Annotated in this window: 13 protein-coding genes; 8 read left to right on the plus strand and 5 right to left on the minus strand. The window is 64.1% G+C overall.

What is annotated here, in order from left to right:
- Window positions 1-52: 52 nt before the first annotated feature.
- From BRA1253DRAFT_RS09880 to BRA1253DRAFT_RS09890, 3 genes are read right to left on the minus strand one after another with little or no spacing between them, the layout of a single operon-like run.
- Window positions 53-3,421 (minus strand): error-prone DNA polymerase, encoded by a 3,369-nt coding sequence (locus BRA1253DRAFT_RS09880; protein ID WP_007593602.1) that lies wholly within the window; start codon window positions 3,419-3,421, stop codon window positions 53-55.
- Window positions 3,418-5,010, minus strand: a complete 1,593-nt coding sequence (locus tag BRA1253DRAFT_RS09885; protein WP_035993090.1) for a DNA polymerase Y family protein — start codon at window positions 5,008-5,010, stop codon at window positions 3,418-3,420. The genes BRA1253DRAFT_RS09880 and BRA1253DRAFT_RS09885 overlap by 4 nt, the downstream gene beginning before the upstream one ends.
- Window positions 4,907-5,695 (minus strand): ImuA family protein, encoded by a 789-nt coding sequence (locus BRA1253DRAFT_RS09890; protein WP_007593604.1) that lies wholly within the window; start codon window positions 5,693-5,695, stop codon window positions 4,907-4,909. The genes BRA1253DRAFT_RS09885 and BRA1253DRAFT_RS09890 overlap by 104 nt, the downstream gene beginning before the upstream one ends.
- 162 nt (window positions 5,696-5,857) lie before the next feature.
- Here BRA1253DRAFT_RS09890 and BRA1253DRAFT_RS09895 point away from each other — a divergent pair, with 162 nt between their 5' ends.
- The 3 genes from BRA1253DRAFT_RS09895 to BRA1253DRAFT_RS09905 all read left to right on the plus strand — a co-directional run bounded on the left by BRA1253DRAFT_RS09895 (window position 5,858) and on the right by BRA1253DRAFT_RS09905 (window position 10,259).
- Window positions 5,858-7,090: a putative DNA modification/repair radical SAM protein gene (locus BRA1253DRAFT_RS09895; protein ID WP_007593605.1), complete on the plus strand. Its 1,233-nt coding sequence runs from the start codon at window positions 5,858-5,860 to the stop codon at window positions 7,088-7,090.
- Window positions 7,090-8,532 carry a UdgX family uracil-DNA binding protein gene (locus tag BRA1253DRAFT_RS09900; RefSeq protein WP_007593606.1) on the plus strand — a complete coding sequence of 481 codons (1,443 nt, stop codon included), beginning with the start codon at window positions 7,090-7,092 and terminating at the stop codon, window positions 8,530-8,532. The genes BRA1253DRAFT_RS09895 and BRA1253DRAFT_RS09900 overlap by 1 nt, the downstream gene beginning before the upstream one ends.
- A 98-nt stretch (window positions 8,533-8,630) precedes the next feature.
- Window positions 8,631-10,259 carry an inorganic phosphate transporter gene (locus tag BRA1253DRAFT_RS09905; RefSeq protein ID WP_007593607.1) on the plus strand — a complete coding sequence of 543 codons (1,629 nt, stop codon included), beginning with the start codon at window positions 8,631-8,633 and terminating at the stop codon, window positions 10,257-10,259.
- Between the two features lie 170 nt (window positions 10,260-10,429).
- Here the strand turns inward: BRA1253DRAFT_RS09905 and BRA1253DRAFT_RS09910 are convergent, their stop codons facing one another.
- Both BRA1253DRAFT_RS09910 and BRA1253DRAFT_RS09915 read right to left on the minus strand, forming a co-directional pair.
- Complete coding sequence (locus BRA1253DRAFT_RS09910) at window positions 10,430-11,602, minus strand: M20 aminoacylase family protein (protein WP_007593608.1); 1,173 nt, start codon at window positions 11,600-11,602, stop codon at window positions 10,430-10,432.
- A 227-nt stretch (window positions 11,603-11,829) separates the two neighbouring features.
- A complete protein-coding gene (locus BRA1253DRAFT_RS09915; RefSeq protein WP_007593609.1) occupies window positions 11,830-12,999 on the minus strand; it encodes a M20 aminoacylase family protein in 1,170 nt (389 codons plus the stop codon).
- Window positions 13,000-13,200: 201 nt separating this feature from the next.
- On the opposite strand from BRA1253DRAFT_RS09915, the gene BRA1253DRAFT_RS09920 reads away from it, so the two are divergent.
- From BRA1253DRAFT_RS09920 to BRA1253DRAFT_RS09940, 5 genes are all read left to right on the plus strand, one after another.
- Window positions 13,201-14,820, plus strand: coding sequence for a GMC family oxidoreductase (locus BRA1253DRAFT_RS09920; protein WP_007593610.1), 1,620 nt, complete (start codon window positions 13,201-13,203; stop codon window positions 14,818-14,820).
- A gap of 187 nt (window positions 14,821-15,007) precedes the next feature.
- Complete coding sequence (locus tag BRA1253DRAFT_RS09925; RefSeq protein WP_007593611.1) at window positions 15,008-15,952, plus strand: metallophosphoesterase; 945 nt, start codon at window positions 15,008-15,010, stop codon at window positions 15,950-15,952.
- A 23-nt stretch (window positions 15,953-15,975) separates the two neighbouring features.
- Entirely contained in the window at window positions 15,976-16,299 is a 324-nt protein-coding gene (locus BRA1253DRAFT_RS09930; RefSeq protein ID WP_007593612.1) for a cupredoxin family copper-binding protein, read from the plus strand.
- A 157-nt stretch (window positions 16,300-16,456) separates the two neighbouring features.
- On the plus strand, window positions 16,457-17,005 hold the full coding sequence (locus tag BRA1253DRAFT_RS09935) for a sigma-70 family RNA polymerase sigma factor (RefSeq protein WP_007593613.1): 549 nt from the start codon (window positions 16,457-16,459) through the stop codon (window positions 17,003-17,005).
- Entirely contained in the window at window positions 17,002-17,769 is a 768-nt protein-coding gene (locus tag BRA1253DRAFT_RS09940) for an anti-sigma factor (protein WP_007593614.1), read from the plus strand. The genes BRA1253DRAFT_RS09935 and BRA1253DRAFT_RS09940 overlap by 4 nt, the downstream gene beginning before the upstream one ends.
- Window positions 17,770-17,832: the final 63 nt, after the last annotated feature.

Consider the following 17,832-nt stretch of genomic DNA (forward strand, 5'->3'; position numbering starts at 1 on the left):
GTGACGCGCACTCGTCGCAACAATCTCGTGGCAGCAGAGTGCGCTACATTCTTCAATGGAAATCCCGCGACGGCGGCAAGATGCGGACGTTGCGGGGGTGGCGAAGCTTTTGCGCGGGCGCATCCGGGTGGGCGCGGGGGTCGTCGTTGAGCGGCTCGATCGGGGCGGCGCCTGCCGGCACCGGATGCTTGCGGGTCAAGGCATCGTTGGCAAGCCCGATCAGGTCGTGTGAACGGTCGATCATGCGCTGGGCGATAAGGTGCGTCACCTTTTCTGGGCTGCTCTGGATGTAGCCTTCGACCAGGATGAGACGTGCGCCCATCACCTCTTTCCGGTACTGCTCCATGATCTTCGGCCACACCACGACATTGGCGATGCCGGTTTCGTCCTCCAGTGTCATGAACACGACGCCGCTGGCGCTGCCCGGCCGCTGTCGTACCAGAACGACGCCGGCACAGCGAACGCGGCGCCGCTCGTTGTCATGATTGATGTCCTTGCAGGCGATGATGCGCTCGCGCGTAAACATCTCGCGCAAAAATTCCATCGGATGGCCTTTGAGCGAAAGGCGAATGGTTTGGTAGTCCGCGACCACCTGTTCGGCGCGCGGCATCACCGGCAATGGCCTGGCGTGCTCGTCCGGCTGCTCGCGCGCGGTAGCCACCTCGAACAGCGGCAGCGGCACGTCGTCGGGCAGGCGCCGCACCTGCCACAGCGCCTCGCGGCGGTCGAGCCCGAGCGAGCGGAACGCGTCTGCATCGGCGAGCAGGATCAACGCGCGCTTGGGCAGGCCGGTGTCGCGGGCGAAGTCTTCCAGCAAGGTGAAGGGCCGGCGGTTGCGGGCGGCGACGATGCGGTCGGCCCAGTCGGGCGCTCTCTCCACATGGTCATTCCGGGACGCGGCTCTTTTCAGCCTTTCCTCATCCTCGTCCAGCCAGTGGAAACCGTCGATCTGGCGGAAGCCGAGACGTACCGCGCAATACCCGCCATTTCCCTGCTCCAGCGTGCTCTGCGCAAAACTGTAGGACACATCGATCTCGCGCACCTCGACGCCGTTCTTGCGGGCATCGCCGACGATCTGCGCCGGCGCGTAGAAGCCCATCGGCTGCGAGTTCAGCAGACCACAGCAGAAGGCATCGGGATGATGATATTTCAGCCATGAAGATATGTAGACGAGTTGCGCGAAGCTTGCGGCATGGCTCTCCGGAAAACCGTAGGAGCCAAAGCCCTTGATCTGGTCGAAGCAGCTCTTGGCGAAGTTCGGATCGTAGCCGCGCGCGACCATGTTGCCGATCAGCTTCTCCTCGTATTGGCCGATGGTGCCGACATTGCGGAAGGTCGCCATGGAGCGGCGCAGGCCGTTGGCTTCCTCGGAGGTGAATTTTGCCGCCTCGATCGCGATGCGCATCGCTTGCTCCTGGAACAGCGGCACGCCCAATGTTTTGTGCAGCACATTGTAAAGTTCGTCCTTGTCGCCATGATCCGGTGACGGCGACGGATAACTCACTTTTTCCAGGCCGTTCCGCCGCCGCAAATACGGATGCACCATGTCGCCCTGGATCGGTCCCGGCCGCACGATCGCGACCTCAATGACGAGATCGTAGAAGGTCCGCGGCTTCAGGCGCGGCAGCATGTTCATCTGGGCGCGGCTCTCGACCTGGAACACGCCGAGCGACTCCCCATCGCACAGCATGTCGTAGACTTTGGAATCATCCTGCGGGACGCTCGCCAGCATCCAGCGTTCGCCCTTGTGCTGCTCGATCAGATCAAAGCACTTGCGGATGCAAGTCAGCATGCCCAGCGCGAGCACGTCGACCTTCATCATGCTGAGCGCGTCGACATCGTCCTTGTCCCATTCGATGAAGGTGCGATCATCCATCGCCGCATTGCCGATCGGCACATAGGTGTCGAGCCGGTCTTGCGTGAGCACATAGCCGCCGACATGTTGGGACAGATGACGCGGGAATTCGATCAACTCGGTCGCGAGCTCGACCGCGAGGTTGATCATGGAATTTTGCGGATCGAGGCCGGCCTGCCTGACCTGCATGTCGTTGAGGCCCTTGCCCCAGCTTCCCCACACCGTATCGGCGAGGGCCGCGGTGACGTCCTCGGTTAGGCCCAGCGCCTTGCCGACGTCGCGGATGGCGCTGCGCGGGCGATAATGAATGACGGTGGCGATGATCGCGGCGCGATGGCGGCCGTAACGCCGATAGACATATTGCATCACCTCCTCGCGCCGCGAATGCTCGAAATCGACGTCGATGTCGGGCGGCTCCAGCCGTTCCTTGGAGATGAATCGCTCGAACAGCAGATCGACCTTGGTCGGGTCGACCGAGGTGATGCCGAGCACGTAGCAGACCGCCGAATTCGCTGCCGATCCCCGCCCCTGGCACAAAATGTTCTGGCTGCGCGCGTAATGCACGATGTCGTGCACGGTGAGAAAGTAATGTGCGTATTTCAGTTCGGCGATCAGCGCGAGTTCTTTCTTCAGGGTGGCGCGCAGCTTGTCGTCGATCTTGCCGCCAAAATATTTGTCGACACCGGCCCAGGTCAGATCCTCCAGATGCCCTTGCGCGGTCTTGCCCCGCGGCACCGGCTCGTCCGGATACTGATATTTGAGCTGGTCGAGCGAGAAGGTGATCTTGTCCGCAAAGCGAATGGTCTCCGCGACAGCCTCAGGGAAATCGCGGAATAGCCGCGCCATCTCCCTGGGCGTCTTCAGAAACCGCTCGGCATTGCCTTCCAGCTTGCGGCCGACCGCCTCGATCGTGGTTGTTTCCCGGATGCAGGTCAGCACGTCCTGGAGGGGACGGCGCGCGGGGTGGTGATAGAGCACCTCGTTGGTCGCAAGCAGCGGCACTTTTGCTTTTGAGGCGAGATCATCGAGCTGCGCGAGGCGACGGCGGTCGTCGCCGCGATAGACCAGGCTCGCCGCCAGCCACACGCCCTCGGCCCGACTTGCCTTCAGCTTGGCGAGGATGTCCTGCGCTTGCGCCGCATCGAAGCGATGCGGCAGCGTCAGGATCAGGAGCTGGCCTTCGGAAAACGCAAGGAGATCGGCGAAGGTGAGATGGCACTCGCCCTTCGCGATCCGCGTGATGTCGTCGCCGCGCTTGCCCCTGGTGAGAAGCTGGCATAGCCGGCCATAGGCGGCGCGGTCGCGCGGATAGACCAGGATATCGGGCGTACCATCGATGAAGACGATGCGCGCGCCGATCAGAAGTTTTGGCTTGTGCAGCACCTCGTCATTGTCGAGCTCCTTGTAGGCGCGCACCACGCCGGCGAGCGTGTTGTGGTCGGCGATGCCGATCACGGGAATGCCGAGTTTGCTGGCCTGATGCACATAGGCGCGCGGATCCGAGCCGCCGCGCAGGAAGGAAAAATTCGTGGTGATGCCGATCTCGGCATAAGCTGGCGTAGTCATGCGAAGAGACCGTGCACATACCAACCGGGAGGAACGGGCTTGCCGTCGCCGTCGAAGCACTCCCCCTCGTAAAGACCATCGCGAAAGATCCAGAAGCGCAGGCCTTCGGCATCCTCGATACGGAAATAATCCCGCGTCAGTTGCTTGCCGTCCTGCCGCCACCATTCCATGGCGATGCGCTCGGGGCCTTCCACCCGCACCACCGCATGCTGCGCGCGGCGCCAGGTGAATTGATGCGGCGGGCCGTCGGGCACGGTCGCGAACGGCACATTGATCGGCTCAGGCTTGTCGAACAGCCGCAACGGACGCAGCGGCGGCTCACTTTCAGTGCGCGCGGGCCATTCGGCCTGCATGGCCACGGCGAGATGATGCTGGGCAGGCGCCGCCAGCACCGCACATTCGGGGATATGGGTATCCTCAGGCAGGTGCACGACGACGCGCTTTCCGCCGATGCGCGCGGCGATGCGGTCGATCAGCGCAGCAAGCTCGTCATTGTCGTGGACATGGGCATCGAGATCGCGCTGCTCCTGCACCACGATCTCGGTGCGGCTTGCCGACAGCCGCACCATGTCGAAGCCGAAGCCGGGATCGAGCGGATCGGCGAGTGCATCGAGACGCTCGCGGAACAGCCGGTCGACGACCGCGCTCCGCGTCACGGGACGTCCGGTCTCGACCATGATCGCACGCACTGCGCCGTCGGTACGGAAGAAGGTGGCCTCAAGCCGGCGCGCGCCCTTGCCCTGCTTCTCCATCGACGCGATCAACGTGTCCGCCAGGCGCGACAGCGTCATCGCGATCATGGTGTCGGTCGCGATCGGCTCAGCAAAGCGTTTCTCCACGATGTAATCGGGCAGCGGCTTTCGTGGATTGATCGGCGCATCGCCCTGCCCCAGCGCATGCGCGAGCAGTGTGGAGAATCGTGCACCAAACCGCGCCGTGATTTCGCTCGGCGTTCGCGAGGCCACATCGCCGATGGTCTTCAAGCCGGCGCGGCGCAGGCCGGTGGTGATGGCCTCACCCGCACCAAGCGCGGACACCGGAAACCGGCTGATTGCCGCCGCCTCCCCGTCATCGGCAACGATGCTACCGGATGCCTGCCGCGTCAGCGTGCGCGCGCAGACCGAGGTGCCGGCGACCGCCGCGCTGACGGCAAAGCCCTGGCGATCGAGGGCACGGACAAGGGTTTGCAACAGCGCAGCCTCGCCGCCGAACAGATGCGCGCAGCCGGTGATGTCGAGGAACAGCCCGTGCGGCGGATCGAGCGCCACCAGCGGCGTGAAGCGGTCGCACCAGTCGGCGATGTCGCCGATCGTCTTGGCATCGGCCACGGCATCGGCGTCGAACACCTTTAAATCAGGACACATCGCCCGGGCATTGGCCAGCGGCTGGCCGATATGCAGACCGAGGCGCTCGGCCGCCTCGTCCAGCGCATGGATCACCAGCGCGTTGCTGTCCTTGATGACGACAATGCTCGGATCATTGGTTCTACCCAGCCCGACGCCGTCGAAGAACCGCTGGATCCGGTCGATGGGCAGGCGCGGCAGCCACAGGCTGAGGATACGCCGACGATTCAGAGAACTGGCACTCATCACATTTCCATTCCATGATCCACCGGCCACACGGGCCATGACGATTGCGCAGGAGCTCGGCATCGAAGCGCGGCGCGCCCCAGGCGCTCCACATCGCGCCCGGCGGCGAATGCGCCGCGCGCAGCATCCACCTGGTCTCGGCGGTCGAGGGCAAAGGTTGCGCGGCCATCCGCAGCAGCAAGCCGGTGACACCGGAAGACTGCGCAGCCAATGTCAGCTTGCGGCTCGCTACGAGATCGAACTGCCTCGTCTCGCCCCAGAGCTCGAGCACGACGGCGCCCAGCGCGTCGCAGGCGAGTGCATCAGCCGACGTGCGCAGCGCACTCTCCACGTCGGCGGCGCGCACCATCACCACGCAGCGCGGATCGAGACCGATCTCGGCGAGCCCGCTCATCGACAGCGCGCCGGTTTCAATTTCCGAAAAATCCTGCCGCACCCACAGCAGCGGCTTGCGTGCCGTCACGCGCCCCGCAAGTCCCGTGACAAAGCCGGTCGCGGTCGCGCCCTGACGTCCCTCGCAAAACACCTCGTGGATTGCCGCGCGCGCGAGCCCGCCCTTTAGCGCGCTGTCGGCCTCGCGGTGGCCGAGCGCGACACGGTCGCGATGATGCACGACCTCCGCCGTCTCGATGCGCTCGATCTGGCCGCGCAAGGCTGCAAGCGCGCTTGTTCGTGCGCCGCTCATATACGCCGCTCCTCAAGGGTGATTGCCGGTGGCTCTCAAAAAGAGAACCAGCGGCTAGCTCATTTGTTCATGATATGTTCTAATATAAAGCTAACGACGCCCCGGGAGTCAATCGAATTGGCGGGCCTTGGGATTCGTGAGCTGAATCAAAGGGATTCCAATATGGACGTGCAACGCAAGCTGGAAATCCTGGCGGACGCCGCCAAGTACGACGCGTCCTGCGCCTCCAGCGGCACCGAGAGGCGGGATTCCAGCGACGGCAAGGGCATGGGCTCGACCGCGCCCGGCATGGGTATCTGCCATTCCTACGCGCCGGACGGCCGCTGTATCTCGCTGCTCAAGGTGCTGCTGACCAACGCCTGCAATTACGACTGCCTCTATTGCGTCAACCGCGCCTCCTCCAACGTGCCACGTGCCCGCTTCACCATCGACGAAGTGATCAAGCTGACGCTCGACTTCTACCGGCGCAATTACATCGAAGGACTGTTTCTCTCCTCCGGGATCATCCGTAACCCCGACTACACCATGGAGCAGGTGGTGAGCGTCGCGCGAAAACTGCGCGAGGAGCATCACTTCCGTGGCTACATCCATCTCAAGACTATTCCCGAGGCCGACGATGCATTGATCTCCGAGGCCGGCAAATATGCCGACCGTCTCTCCATCAACATCGAGATGCCGCAGGAGACGAGCCTGCAGCAATTCGCGCCCGAGAAGGACGTGCGCGCGATCCGCCGTACCATGGGCCGGCTGCGGCTGAAGCTGGACGAGGCCGAGGAAAGCCGCAGCGCGAAGACGAAAGCCAAGCCGCAACGCTTCGCGCCGGCCGGCCAAAGCACGCAGATGATCGTCGGCGCCGACGCGGCTTCCGACCACACCATCCTCCACACCAGTGCCAATCTCTACGGTTCATACAGGCTGAGGCGCGTCTATTATTCCGCGTTCAGCCCCATCCCCGATGCCAGCCGCGCGCTGCCTCTGCGCGCGCCGCCCTTGCTGCGCGAGCACCGTCTCTACCAGGCCGATTGGCTGATGCGGTTCTACGGCTTCGACGTCGGCGAGATCGTCGACGACAGCGCGATGCTGCCGCTCGACATCGATCCAAAGCTCGCCTGGGCGCTGCGTCACCGCGACCGCTTCCCGCTCGATGTCAGCCGCGCCAGCCGCGAGGAATTGTTGCGCGTGCCGGGCTTCGGCACCAAGGCGGTCGAGCGCATCATCGCGGCGCGCCGCACGACCACGATCCGCGTCGCCGACCTCGCGCGGCTGCACGTGCCCCGCAACAAGGCGCTGCCGTTCATCGTCCTCAGCGATCACCGGCCCGCGCCGCACCGCCTCGACGAGGCACGGCTGATCGAACGGTTCAAGCCGGCAACACAACTGGGATTTGGCTTCTGATGCAGTACATCATCCTCGAAAACGAAACCGATTTCGATGGCTGGCGCAAAGCCGCGCGTAGCCTCGTGCTTCATCAAATGAAGCCGGGCGACATCACCTGGGCCGTGCGGGGCGGCGAAGCGGAGCTGTTCGCGCCGCCCTCGCCGTCTCCGCTGCCCGCGGGTGGCGACGGCACCTTCAACGTGCCTGCAAAATTCGTCGAGCTCGCCAAGGCCGCGATTCTGCATCGCGATCCCGAGCGTTTCGCGATCCTCTATCGCCTGCTGTTTCGGCTGAAGGACAATCACGACCTCATCGAGGTCGCGACCGATCCCGATGTCGCGCAAGTCACGGCCATGGCAAAGGCGGTCTACCGCGACGAGCACAAGATGCATGCCTTCGTGCGCTTCCGCGAGATCGGCAGGGAACGCGAAGCGCACTACGTTGCGTGGTTCGAGCCGGAGCATCACATCGTCGAGCTCGCCGCGCCGTTCTTCGCCAAGCGCTTTGCCGACATGCCCTGGTCGATCCTGACGCCGGATTTGTGCGCGCATTGGGATGGCCACGCTCTCTCCTTCACATCAGGCGTCAGCAAGAGCGAGGCGCCGAGCGAAGACCGGCTGGAGGAAACCTGGCGGCGCTACTACGCCAGCATCTTCAATCCGGCCCGCCTGAAGGTGAAGGCGATGCAAACGGCGATGCCGAAGAAATATTGGAGGAACCTGCCCGAGGCTTCGATCATTAAGCCCCTGATCGAGGACGCCGAACGCATGACCGGCGCCATGATCGCCAATGCCGCAACCGATCCGCACAAGCCTCAAAAGCGGCCGGAGGCTCCGATGAAACGCAAGACCGCCACCGACGATCTCGAAGCGCTCCGCGAGGAGGCCGCTCACTGCCGCGCCTGCCATCTCTACAAGGACGCCACCCAGACCGTGTTCGGCGAAGGCCCGAAGTCCGCCAATATCATGCTGGTCGGCGAACAGCCCGGCGACAAGGAAGACCTCGCCGGCCATCCCTTTGTCGGTCCGGCCGGCCAGATGCTCGACCGGGCGCTGCAGGAGGCCGGCGTCGACCGCAAGAAGGTCTATGTCACCAACGCGGTGAAGCACTTCAAATTCGTGCCGCGCGGCAAGATCCGTCTGCATCAAAAGCCGAATACGCCGGAGATAAAGGCCTGCCGACAGTGGTATGAGCGGGAGGTCTCCGTTATCCAGCCCGATCTCATCGTCGCGATGGGCGCGACCGCCGCGCAGAGCGTGTTCGGCAAAATCACCCCGATCGGAAAGAACCGCGGCCGGCTCATAGACCTGCCCGACGGCCGCAAGGCGCTGGTGACGGTGCACCCGTCCTATCTGCTGCGGTTGCCCGATCCGGAGGCCAAACTGCTGGAATATCACCGCTTTGTCGAAGATTTGAAGATCGCCGCCGGCTTACAGAAGAAAGCCGCGCGCGCCGCCTGAATACTGGCGGGAAAACGGCTTTCAGGCGCCGCCTGTCATCCAGCCTTCAAATCCATCGGGGACAATAGCCCTTACAGAAAGTTAAGGGGCGTCCAGACATGACCGATGTTGCATTCGACCGCGCGGTAGCCGATCCCGCGCCGATCCAGCCGGCCTCGCGGCCAAATCTCGACAAGGGCTTCAATCCGCTGACACTGATCCTGTTCTTCGGCATCCTCGCCGCGGGCCTGCTCTACGTGGCCTACAGCATCTATTCCGATGTCGATGCGACCGGCACCAGGGTCACGAGCTACCTGCCTTATATCCTCCTTATCGTTGCGCTCCTGATCGCGCTCGGCTTCGAATTCGTCAACGGTTTCCACGACACCGCCAACGCGGTAGCGACCGTCATCTACACCCACTCGCTGCCGGCCGAAGTCGCGGTGATGTGGTCGGGCTTCTTCAACTTCCTCGGCGTGCTGCTCTCGTCCGGCGCCGTCGCCTTCGGCATCGTTTCGCTGCTGCCGGTCGAGCTGATCCTGCAGGTCGGCTCCAGCGCCGGTTTCGCGATGGTGTTCGCGCTGCTGATCGCCGCGATCCTTTGGAACCTCGGCACCTGGTATTTCGGCCTGCCGGCCTCCTCCTCGCACACGCTGATCGGCTCGATCATCGGCGTCGGCGTTGCGAACGCGCTGATGCGCGGCCGCGACGGCACCTCGGGCGTGGACTGGGGCAAGGCCACGGAGATCGGCTATGCGCTCCTGCTGTCCCCGCTGGTCGGCTTCGTCTGCGCCGCCGGCCTGCTGCTGCTGCTCAAGCTGATGATCAAGAACCCGGCGCTCTATGCCGCTCCTGAGGGTAACAAAGCCCCGCCGATCTGGATTCGCGGCCTGCTGATCCTGACCTGCACCGGCGTCAGCTTCGCCCATGGTTCGAACGACGGCCAGAAAGGCATGGGCCTGATCATGCTGATCCTGATCGGCACTGTGCCCACGGCCTATGCGCTCAATCGCGCATTGCCGGAGTCGCAGGTCGCCCAGTTCGCGAAGATTTCGGAAGCCGCCTCCAAGGTGATTGCGGCCAAGGGCGCCGGCCATGCGATCATCGGCGATCCCCGTCCTGCGGTGACGCAGTACGTCACCTCCCATCACATCAGCGAAGGCACCTATCCTTCGCTGGCAGTGCTGGTGAAGGATGTCGGCGAGCAGGTCGCGAAATACGGTTCGCTGAACAAGGTGCCGGCGGAAGTCGTCGGCAACACCCGCAACGACATGTACCTGACCTCGGAAGCGATCCGCTTCCTGATGAAGGACAAGGAAAACGACCTTAGCAAGGAAGAGGTCGCGACCTTGAACGCCTACAAGGGCGGGCTCGACAGCGCGACCAAGTTCATCCCGACCTGGGTGAAGGTTGCGGTCGCAATCGCGCTCGGCCTCGGCACCATGATCGGCTGGAAGCGCATCGTCGTGACCGTCGGTGAGAAGATCGGCAAGACCCATCTGACCTACGCGCAGGGTGCCTCCGCCGAGCTCGTCGCCGCGGCCACGATCGGCGCCGCCGACGTATTCGGCCTGCCGGTCTCGACCACCCACGTGCTGTCGTCCGGCGTCGCCGGCACCATGGCCGCGAACGGTTCGGGTCTCCAGGTCGCCACCATCAGGAACATGGTGATGGCCTGGGTGCTGACCCTGCCGGTCGCCATCCTGCTGTCGGGCACACTGTACGTGATCTTCTCGCGGATCTTCTGAAAGATCTCTCCACTCCCTCTCCCCGTTCTTACGGGGAGAGGGTTCGGGTGAGGGGCCGCTTCCGCGATCACGGTGAGAGACGGACTCGCGGAGAGTCCCCTCACCCGGAATTCAAGCTGCGCTTGAATTCCGACCTCTCCCAGCAAGCCGGGCGAGGTGAAGTAAGAGTCTTACGATGCCGCGAGCGCTTCCTCGACCAGCTTGACCCAGTACGACGTACCGTAAACGATCGCCTCGTCGTTGAAATCATAGGCGGGGTGATGCAGGCCGGCGCTGTCGCCATTGCCGCAGAAGATAAGGGCGCCGGGCCGCGCTTCCAGCATGTAGGCGAAGTCCTCGCCGGCCATTTGCGGCGGCATCTCGTACACTTTGGCGTCTCCGACGACCTGTTTGGCGATCCGACGCGCCACCTCGGTCGGTGCCGCGTGGTTGTTGGTCACGGGATAACTGTTGTTGTAGCGCAGGTCGATCTTGGCGCCACTGATCTGGGCCACGCCGGCCACGATTTCGCGCACGCGCTTCTCCACGAGCTTGCGCGCCTCCGCGGTCAGCACGCGGATCGTGCCTTTCAACTCCGCCGTTTGCGGAATGACGTTGCGGGTGTTGCCGGCGTGAAATTCGCAGATCGAGATGACGGCCGCGTCCAACGGATCGACGCTGCGCGCGACGATCGACTGCAGGGCCGTGATCACCTGCGCGCCGACCAGAACGGGATCGACGCATTTGTGCGGACGCGCCGCGTGGCCGCCGAGGCCCTCGATCCTAATGTCGACCGCATCGGTCGCCGCCATGATCGGGCCCTGCCGGATCGCGAACGCCCCGATCGGAATGCCGGGGGCGTTGTGCATGCCGTAGACCTGATCGATGGCGAAACGCTCCATGAGTCCATCCTTGACCATGGCCGCGCCGCCGGCACCGCCCTCCTCGGCGGGCTGAAAGATCACGATCGCATCGCCGGCGAAGTTGCGGGTCTCGGCCAGGTAACGGGCTGCACCCAGCAGCATCGCGGTGTGGCCGTCGTGGCCGCAGGCGTGCATCTTGCCCGGAATCTTCGAGGCGTAAGGCAGGCTGGTCTGCTCCTCGATCGGCAGCGCGTCCATGTCGGCGCGCAGACCGATCACCCTGATATCAGCGCTCGCCGGCCGCTTGCCCTTGATCACGCCGACGACGCCGGTCTGGCCGATGCCGGTCACGACCTCGTCGCAGCGGAAGTCGCGCAGGCAGTCTGCCACGAAGGCTGCGGTCCGGTGAACGTCGTACAGCAGCTCCGGATGCTGGTGAATGTCCCGCCGCCAGGTCTGGATGTCGGGTCGAAAGTCGACGACGCGGTTCACGACGGGCATGGCTTTCCTGGATCCTGACTGACACCTCCCTCGGTGGAGCAGGCAAGAGCGCTGGCAATTTCGACAGGCCCACCCGAAGGAGATCTTTACAACGTAAAGATACCTAAGGGTCGGACAGGGGCATCGTCAAGCCAAATCTTGACAGTGTCAAAATTGAAATGGATGTGACGGATCAAGAAAAATGCCCGGGGCAAGCCCGGGCAACGAAGGGATGGACGGGAATGACCTCACGCCGCGAGTTGGCCCTCCACCAGCTTGACCCAGTACGACGTGCCGAAGACGATCGCCTCGTCGTCGAAATTGTAGGCGGGGTGATGCAGGCCGGCGCTGTCGCCGTTGCCGCAGAAGATGAAGGCGCCGGGGCGCGCTTCCAGCATATAGGCGAAATCCTCGCCGCCCATCAGCGGCGGCATCTCGAGCACATTGGCTTCGCCCGCAACTTGCTTGGCAATGCGCTTCGCCACCTCGGTCTCCGCGGCGTGATTGACCACTACCGGATAATTGCGCTGGTAGCGCAGGTCGATCTTGGCGCCGGTGATCTGCGCCACGCCCGCGACGACCTCGCGTACGCGCTTCTCGACCAGCTTGCGCACCTCCGGCGACAGCGTGCGGATGGTGCCCCTCAGTGTCGCGGTTTGTGGAATCACGTTGCGGGCATTGCCCGCGTGGAACTCGCAGATCGAGATCACGGCCGATTCCAGCGGATCGACGCTGCGCGCGACGATCGACTGCAGCGCCGTGATGACCTGCGCGCCGACCAGAACGGAATCGACACATTTGTGCGGCCGCGCGGCGTGGCCGCCGAGACCCTCGATCATGATATCGACCTCGTCGGTCGCCGCCATGATCGGACCCGGCCGGATCGCGAACGAGCCCACCGGAATGCCCGGACCGTTGTGCATGCCATAGACTTGCTCGATGCCGAAGCGCTCCATCAGGCCGTCCTTGACCATGGCCGCTCCACCCGCGCCGCCCTCCTCGGCCGGCTGGAAGATCACCACCGCATCGCCGGCGAAGTTGCGGGTCTCGGCGAGATAACGCGCAGCACCGAGCAGCATCGCGGTGTGGCCGTCATGGCCGCAGGCGTGCATCTTGCCGGGAGTCTTCGAAGCATAAGGCAGGTTGGTCTGCTCCTCGACCGGGAGCGCATCCATATCGGCGCGTAGGCCGATGGCCTTGAGGCCCTCGCCGGCCGGCTTGCTGCCCTTGATCACGCCGACCACGCCGGTCTGGCCGATGCCCGTCACGACCTCATCGCAGCCGAACTCGCGCAGGCGGTCCGCGACGAATGCTGCAGTGCGGTGGACGTCATAGAGCAGCTCCGGATGCTGGTGGATGTCCCGGCGCCAGGCCTGAATATCGGGTTGAAGGTCGGCGACGCGGTTCACGATGGGCATGGAGGGTCTCAAGCTTTGTTGAAAATGCAGGCCTGTCTACCATGCAAGCACCAGTCCACCCAACTGGCGCGGATCGGGGTGTAGCCCTGACTCACAGGCATGGCCGGACTTGTCCCGGCCATCCACGTCTGACTATTAGAACGGAAAGCTCGTGGATGCCTGGGACAAGCCAGGGCACGATTCCTGTTGGGTGGAAGAAGAATGCCAAGGCGGCTCGAAGGTGAGTTTGACTACATTGTCGTTGGGGCCGGCACGGCGGGCTGCATCGTCGCCAACCGGCTGTCGGCCGTTTCCAGCAATCGCGTCCTCGTCCTCGAAGCCGGCGGCGACGACAACTGGATCTGGTTCCACATTCCCGTCGGCTATCTCTTCGCCATCGGCAATCCGCGCTCGGACTGGATGTTCAGGACCGAGGCCGAGCCCGGCCTGAACGGCCGCTCGCTCGCCTATCCTCGTGGCAAGGTGATCGGCGGCTCTTCGGCGATCAACGCCATGATCTCGATGCGCGGGCAGGCCGCTGATTACGATCACTGGCGCCAGCTCGGCATGACCGGCTGGGGTTATGACGACGTGCTGCCGCTGTTCAAACGGCTCGAGGATCACTTCCTCGGCGCGAGCGAGCACCACGGCGCCGGCGGCGGCTGGCGCATCGAGGCGCCGCGGCTGTCCTGGGACATCCTCGATGCCGTGGGCGACGCGGCCGAGGAGATGGGCATCAAGCGCATCCCGGATTTCAATACCGGCGACAACGAAGGCACCAGCTATTTCCACGTCAATCAGAAGCGCGGCCGGCGCTGGTCGTCGGCGCGCGGCTTCCTCAAGCCGGTCCTGAACCGGCCCAATCTGCGGCTCGAAAAGCATGTGCTGGTTGATCGGCTGATCGTCGAACAGGGCCGCGCCGTCGGCGTGCGCTTCATCCAGAATGGCGAGATCGTCGAGGCGCGTGCGAGGCGCGAGGTGATCCTCTCGGCAGGCGCGATCGGCTCAGTGCAGGTGCTGCATCGCTCCGGCCTCGGGCCGGCCGACTGGCTGTCGCCGCTCGGCATCGATATCGTGATGGACAAGCCCGGCGTCGGCCGTAATTTACAGGATCATCTCCAGCAGCGCGCGATCTACAAGGTCGAGGGCGTGCGCACACTGAACGAGACTTATTACAATCTGCTCCGCCGCGGCCTGATGGGGCTCGATTACGCGTTCCGTCGCCGCGGGCCGTTGACCATGGCGCCGTCGCAGCTCGGCATCTTCACCCGCTCCGATGCGACGCGCGCACGCGCCAACATCCAGTTCCACGTCCAGCCGCTGTCGCTCGACAAGTTCGGCGATCCTCTGCACCGCTTCCCCGCGATCACGGTGAGCGCCTGCAATCTCCAGCCGACATCGCGCGGCACCGTACGTCTGCGTTCGGCGGCGCCGGACGAGAAGCCCATCATCGCGCCGAATTATCTTTCAACGGATGACGACCGCCAGGTCGGCGCCGATGCCATCCGCACCACCCGCCGCCTGATGCAGCAGAAGGCGCTGGCAAAATATCGCCCGAGCGAATATCTGCCCGGCCCCTCCGTCGGCGACGACGATGCCTCGCTCGCGAAGGCCGCCGGCGACATCGGCACCACCATCTTCCATCCCGTCGGCACCGCGAAGATGGGCGCGGTGAGCGATCCGATGGCGGTGGTCGACGAACGCCTGCGCTTCTACGGTCTCGGCGGCCTTCGCATTGTCGATGCCTCGATCATGCCGACCATCACGTCGGGCAACACCAACACGCCGACTGCGATGATCGCCGAGAAAGGCGCGACGATGATTTTGGAGGATGCGAAGTGAATGCATAGCCCCGATGGGGCGTAGCGAAATCCGGGAGAGGACGCTCGATTGGTCCCGTATTCCGCTGCGCTCCATACGGGCTACGCGTCCAACCACCTCACGAAAACGTCATCGCGTCCGGGAATAACACCCCCGCTCCCCCAATCACCTCCCCGAAGCCCAATTCCGGGCGGAGTGGAGCTGCGCGATGAGCGGACACGATCACGGCGAGGACGGCTTAAGCCGCCGCAAGGTGTTGGAATGCATGACCTGGGCCGGCACCGGAGTGCTCTGGACCATCACTGGGGGCGTGCCGCGCTCGCTCGGCATCATCGATTCCGCGCAAGCTGCGACCGCGGCCGCGCCCGGAATGACCTTCCTCCAGATCAGCGACAGCCATGTCGGCTTCGACAAGCCGGCCAATCCCAACGCGCTCGGCACGCTCGAGGAAGCCATCAACAAGATCAACGCGATGCCGGTCAAGCCGTCGTTCATGATCCACACTGGCGACATCACGCATCTGTCGAAGGCCGCCGAATTCGACAATGCCGATCGCATCATCTCGCAGAGCAAGCTCGACGTGCATTACGTGCCCGGCGAGCATGACTTCCTCGACGAGGAGGTGAAATTCTATCGCGAGCGCTACGGCCGCGGCACAAAGGGCGCAGGCTGGTATTCGTTCGACGCTGGCGGCGTGCACTTCATCGGCCTCGTCAATGTCGTCGACCTCAAGGCCGGAGGCCTCGGCAATCTCGGCGCCGAGCAGCTCGCCTGGCTCGAGGACGATCTGCGCGGCAAGTCGAAATCGACGCCGATCGTGCTGTTTGCCCACATCCCGCTCTGGACGGTCTACCCCGAATGGGGCTGGGGCACCGAGGACGGCGCCCGCGCGCTGGAACAGGTGAAAGGCTTCGGTTCGGTCACCGTGCTGAACGGGCATATTCACCAGGTGATGCAGAAGGTCGAGGGCAACGTCACCTTCCACACCGCCCGCTCCACCGCCTTCCCGCAGCCGGCACCCGGGGCTGCCCCCTCGCCCGGACCGATGAAGGTCGAGGACGCAAAGCTCCGCGCGATGCTCGGCGTTGCCAGCATCAACTTCAAGCAGAACGAGCAGCGGCTCGCGATCATCGACACGCCGCTCCAGGGTTGATGCAGGGCTAACGGAAGCTGACAATGAAGACACTCAATCGCCGCGACTTCGGTGTCGCTTTGGCCGCGGCCATGCTGTTACCCGCCACAACCGCCCGTGCCGACGACATGGAGGTGCATATCGACAATTTCGTCTTCCAGCCGGCCGAGCTCAAGATCAAGGTCGGCACCACCGTGACCTGGACCAACCGGGACGACATCCCGCACACCGTGGTGTCGGCCGGCAAATTCAGGTCCAAGAGCCTGGACACTGACGACAAGTTCTCGTTCACCTTCACCAATGCGGGCGACTACAAATATTTTTGTTCTCTGCACCCGCACATGACGGGGATGATCAAGGTTGAGTAACATCTCGAACCAAGGCATCAACGTCTTGCCCGGCCGGTGGTCCCACGCCGGCCGGGCTCGTGTGCCTTCGGTCACACACAGAGACAAAACGAACAGGGACGAGACGAACAGCGACGACACGACTCAACGCGCAGAACAAGAGGCAAAGCGAGGAGCGATGCCCGTTAACGACGATTTGCAGAAGGCGCAACGCTTCCGCGAGGCGGCGCTGCCCTATCTCGACGACGTCTACACGCTCGCGCGCTATCTCTTGCGTGACGCCTCCGATGCCGAGGACGCGGTGCAGGAGTGCTATCTGCGCGCTCTGAAGCATTTCGATAGCTATCGCGGGCCGGCGATGAAGCCCTGGCTGTTCGCGATCCTGCGTAACGTCTGCAATGCCGAATATGCACGCCGCGCACACAGGCACAGCGCGATCGAGGATACCCCCGGCGCTGCCGAGCAGACGCCGATCTGGCAAGAGACCGAGGCAAGCCCGGAAACCGAAGTGCTGCGCAGCCGCGATGCGGGCGCGATCCGCAAGCTGATCGACGCGCTCGCCGAACCGTTCAAGGAAACATTCGTGCTGCGGGAGATCAACAACCTGTCTTATCGTGAAATCGCAGAGGCCGTCGGTGCACCCGTCGGCACCGTGATGTCCCGCCTCGCCCGCGCCCGCGCCATGCTGCGCGCGGCCTGGACGGCGGATGAGGAGCAAGCAAGATGACCTGCGACGAAGCAAGAATCCTGCTTCACGCGCTGCTCGACAATGAGCTCGATGCCGGCCACGCGCGCGAGGTCGAAGCCCATATCGCCAGCTGCCCGGCCTGCGCTGCGGAGTTTTCGGCCCAACGCGACATGCAGCGCGTGCTTGCGGATGCCGATTTGCGCTACACCGCACCGGCGAGCCTGCGTGCGCGTATCGAGGCTTCGCTGCCGCAGCCGCAGCGTCAACAGCCGAGCCGCCGCTCCGTGCTGCGCGGCTTTGCGATGGGCTCGGCAGTCTCCGCGCTCGCCGCCTCCGGCGTCGTCGCATTGGTGCTGCGCCAGGACGACCAGCAGCGCATCCTGTCGGAGGTCGTCTCCGCGCATCTGCGCTCGCTCCAGGCCGGCCACCTCATCGACGTGGTCTCCACCGACCAGCACACGGTCAAGCCGTGGTTCAACGGCAAGCTCGACGTCGCCCCGCCCGTAATCGACCTCACCGCGCAAGGTTTTACGCTGGTCGGCGGCAGGCTCGACTATATCGACGCCCGTGCCATCGGCGCGGTCGTCTACAAGCGCCGGCAGCACGTGGTCAATCTGTTCGTGTCGCAGACATCGAACGCGGAATACCGCGCGCCCAAGACCGAAACCATGCAGGGCTTCAACTGCCGGCGCTGGGGCAATCGCGGCCTGAACTTCTGGGCCATCAGCGATCTCGGCGCCGACGAGCTCGCCGAGTTCGTCGAGAAGTTCGAGGCGGCGATGAAGGCCAATGTGGAGGGATAGCGGCGCATCCCGCAAGTCAGACTCACAACTTTTGATTGCGAGCTCGGGAGAGCGCTGCTAATT

Origin of the sequence: Bradyrhizobium sp. WSM1253 (assembly GCF_000244935.1) — a bacterium.
Taxonomy (GTDB): Bacteria; Pseudomonadota; Alphaproteobacteria; order Rhizobiales; family Xanthobacteraceae; genus Bradyrhizobium; species Bradyrhizobium canariense.

Excerpts from the sequence above, each read along its gene's own strand:
- BRA1253DRAFT_RS09880 (WP_007593602.1), bottom strand. The coding sequence starts at position 3,421 with ATGACTACGCCAGCTTATGCCGAGATCGGCATCACCACGAATTTTTCC.
- BRA1253DRAFT_RS09885 (WP_035993090.1), bottom strand. The coding sequence starts at position 5,010 with ATGAGTGCCAGTTCTCTGAATCGTCGGCGTATCCTCAGCCTGTGGCTG.
- BRA1253DRAFT_RS09890 (WP_007593604.1), bottom strand. The coding sequence starts at position 5,695 with ATGAGCGGCGCACGAACAAGCGCGCTTGCAGCCTTGCGCGGCCAGATC.
- BRA1253DRAFT_RS09895 (WP_007593605.1), top strand. The coding sequence starts at position 5,858 with ATGGACGTGCAACGCAAGCTGGAAATCCTGGCGGACGCCGCCAAGTAC.
- BRA1253DRAFT_RS09900 (WP_007593606.1), top strand. The coding sequence starts at position 7,090 with ATGCAGTACATCATCCTCGAAAACGAAACCGATTTCGATGGCTGGCGC.
- BRA1253DRAFT_RS09905 (WP_007593607.1), top strand. The coding sequence starts at position 8,631 with ATGACCGATGTTGCATTCGACCGCGCGGTAGCCGATCCCGCGCCGATC.
- BRA1253DRAFT_RS09910 (WP_007593608.1), bottom strand. The coding sequence starts at position 11,602 with ATGCCCGTCGTGAACCGCGTCGTCGACTTTCGACCCGACATCCAGACC.
- BRA1253DRAFT_RS09915 (WP_007593609.1), bottom strand. The coding sequence starts at position 12,999 with ATGCCCATCGTGAACCGCGTCGCCGACCTTCAACCCGATATTCAGGCC.
- BRA1253DRAFT_RS09920 (WP_007593610.1), top strand. The coding sequence starts at position 13,201 with ATGCCAAGGCGGCTCGAAGGTGAGTTTGACTACATTGTCGTTGGGGCC.
- BRA1253DRAFT_RS09925 (WP_007593611.1), top strand. The coding sequence starts at position 15,008 with ATGAGCGGACACGATCACGGCGAGGACGGCTTAAGCCGCCGCAAGGTG.
- BRA1253DRAFT_RS09930 (WP_007593612.1), top strand. The coding sequence starts at position 15,976 with ATGAAGACACTCAATCGCCGCGACTTCGGTGTCGCTTTGGCCGCGGCC.
- BRA1253DRAFT_RS09935 (WP_007593613.1), top strand. The coding sequence starts at position 16,457 with ATGCCCGTTAACGACGATTTGCAGAAGGCGCAACGCTTCCGCGAGGCG.
- BRA1253DRAFT_RS09940 (WP_007593614.1), top strand. The coding sequence starts at position 17,002 with ATGACCTGCGACGAAGCAAGAATCCTGCTTCACGCGCTGCTCGACAAT.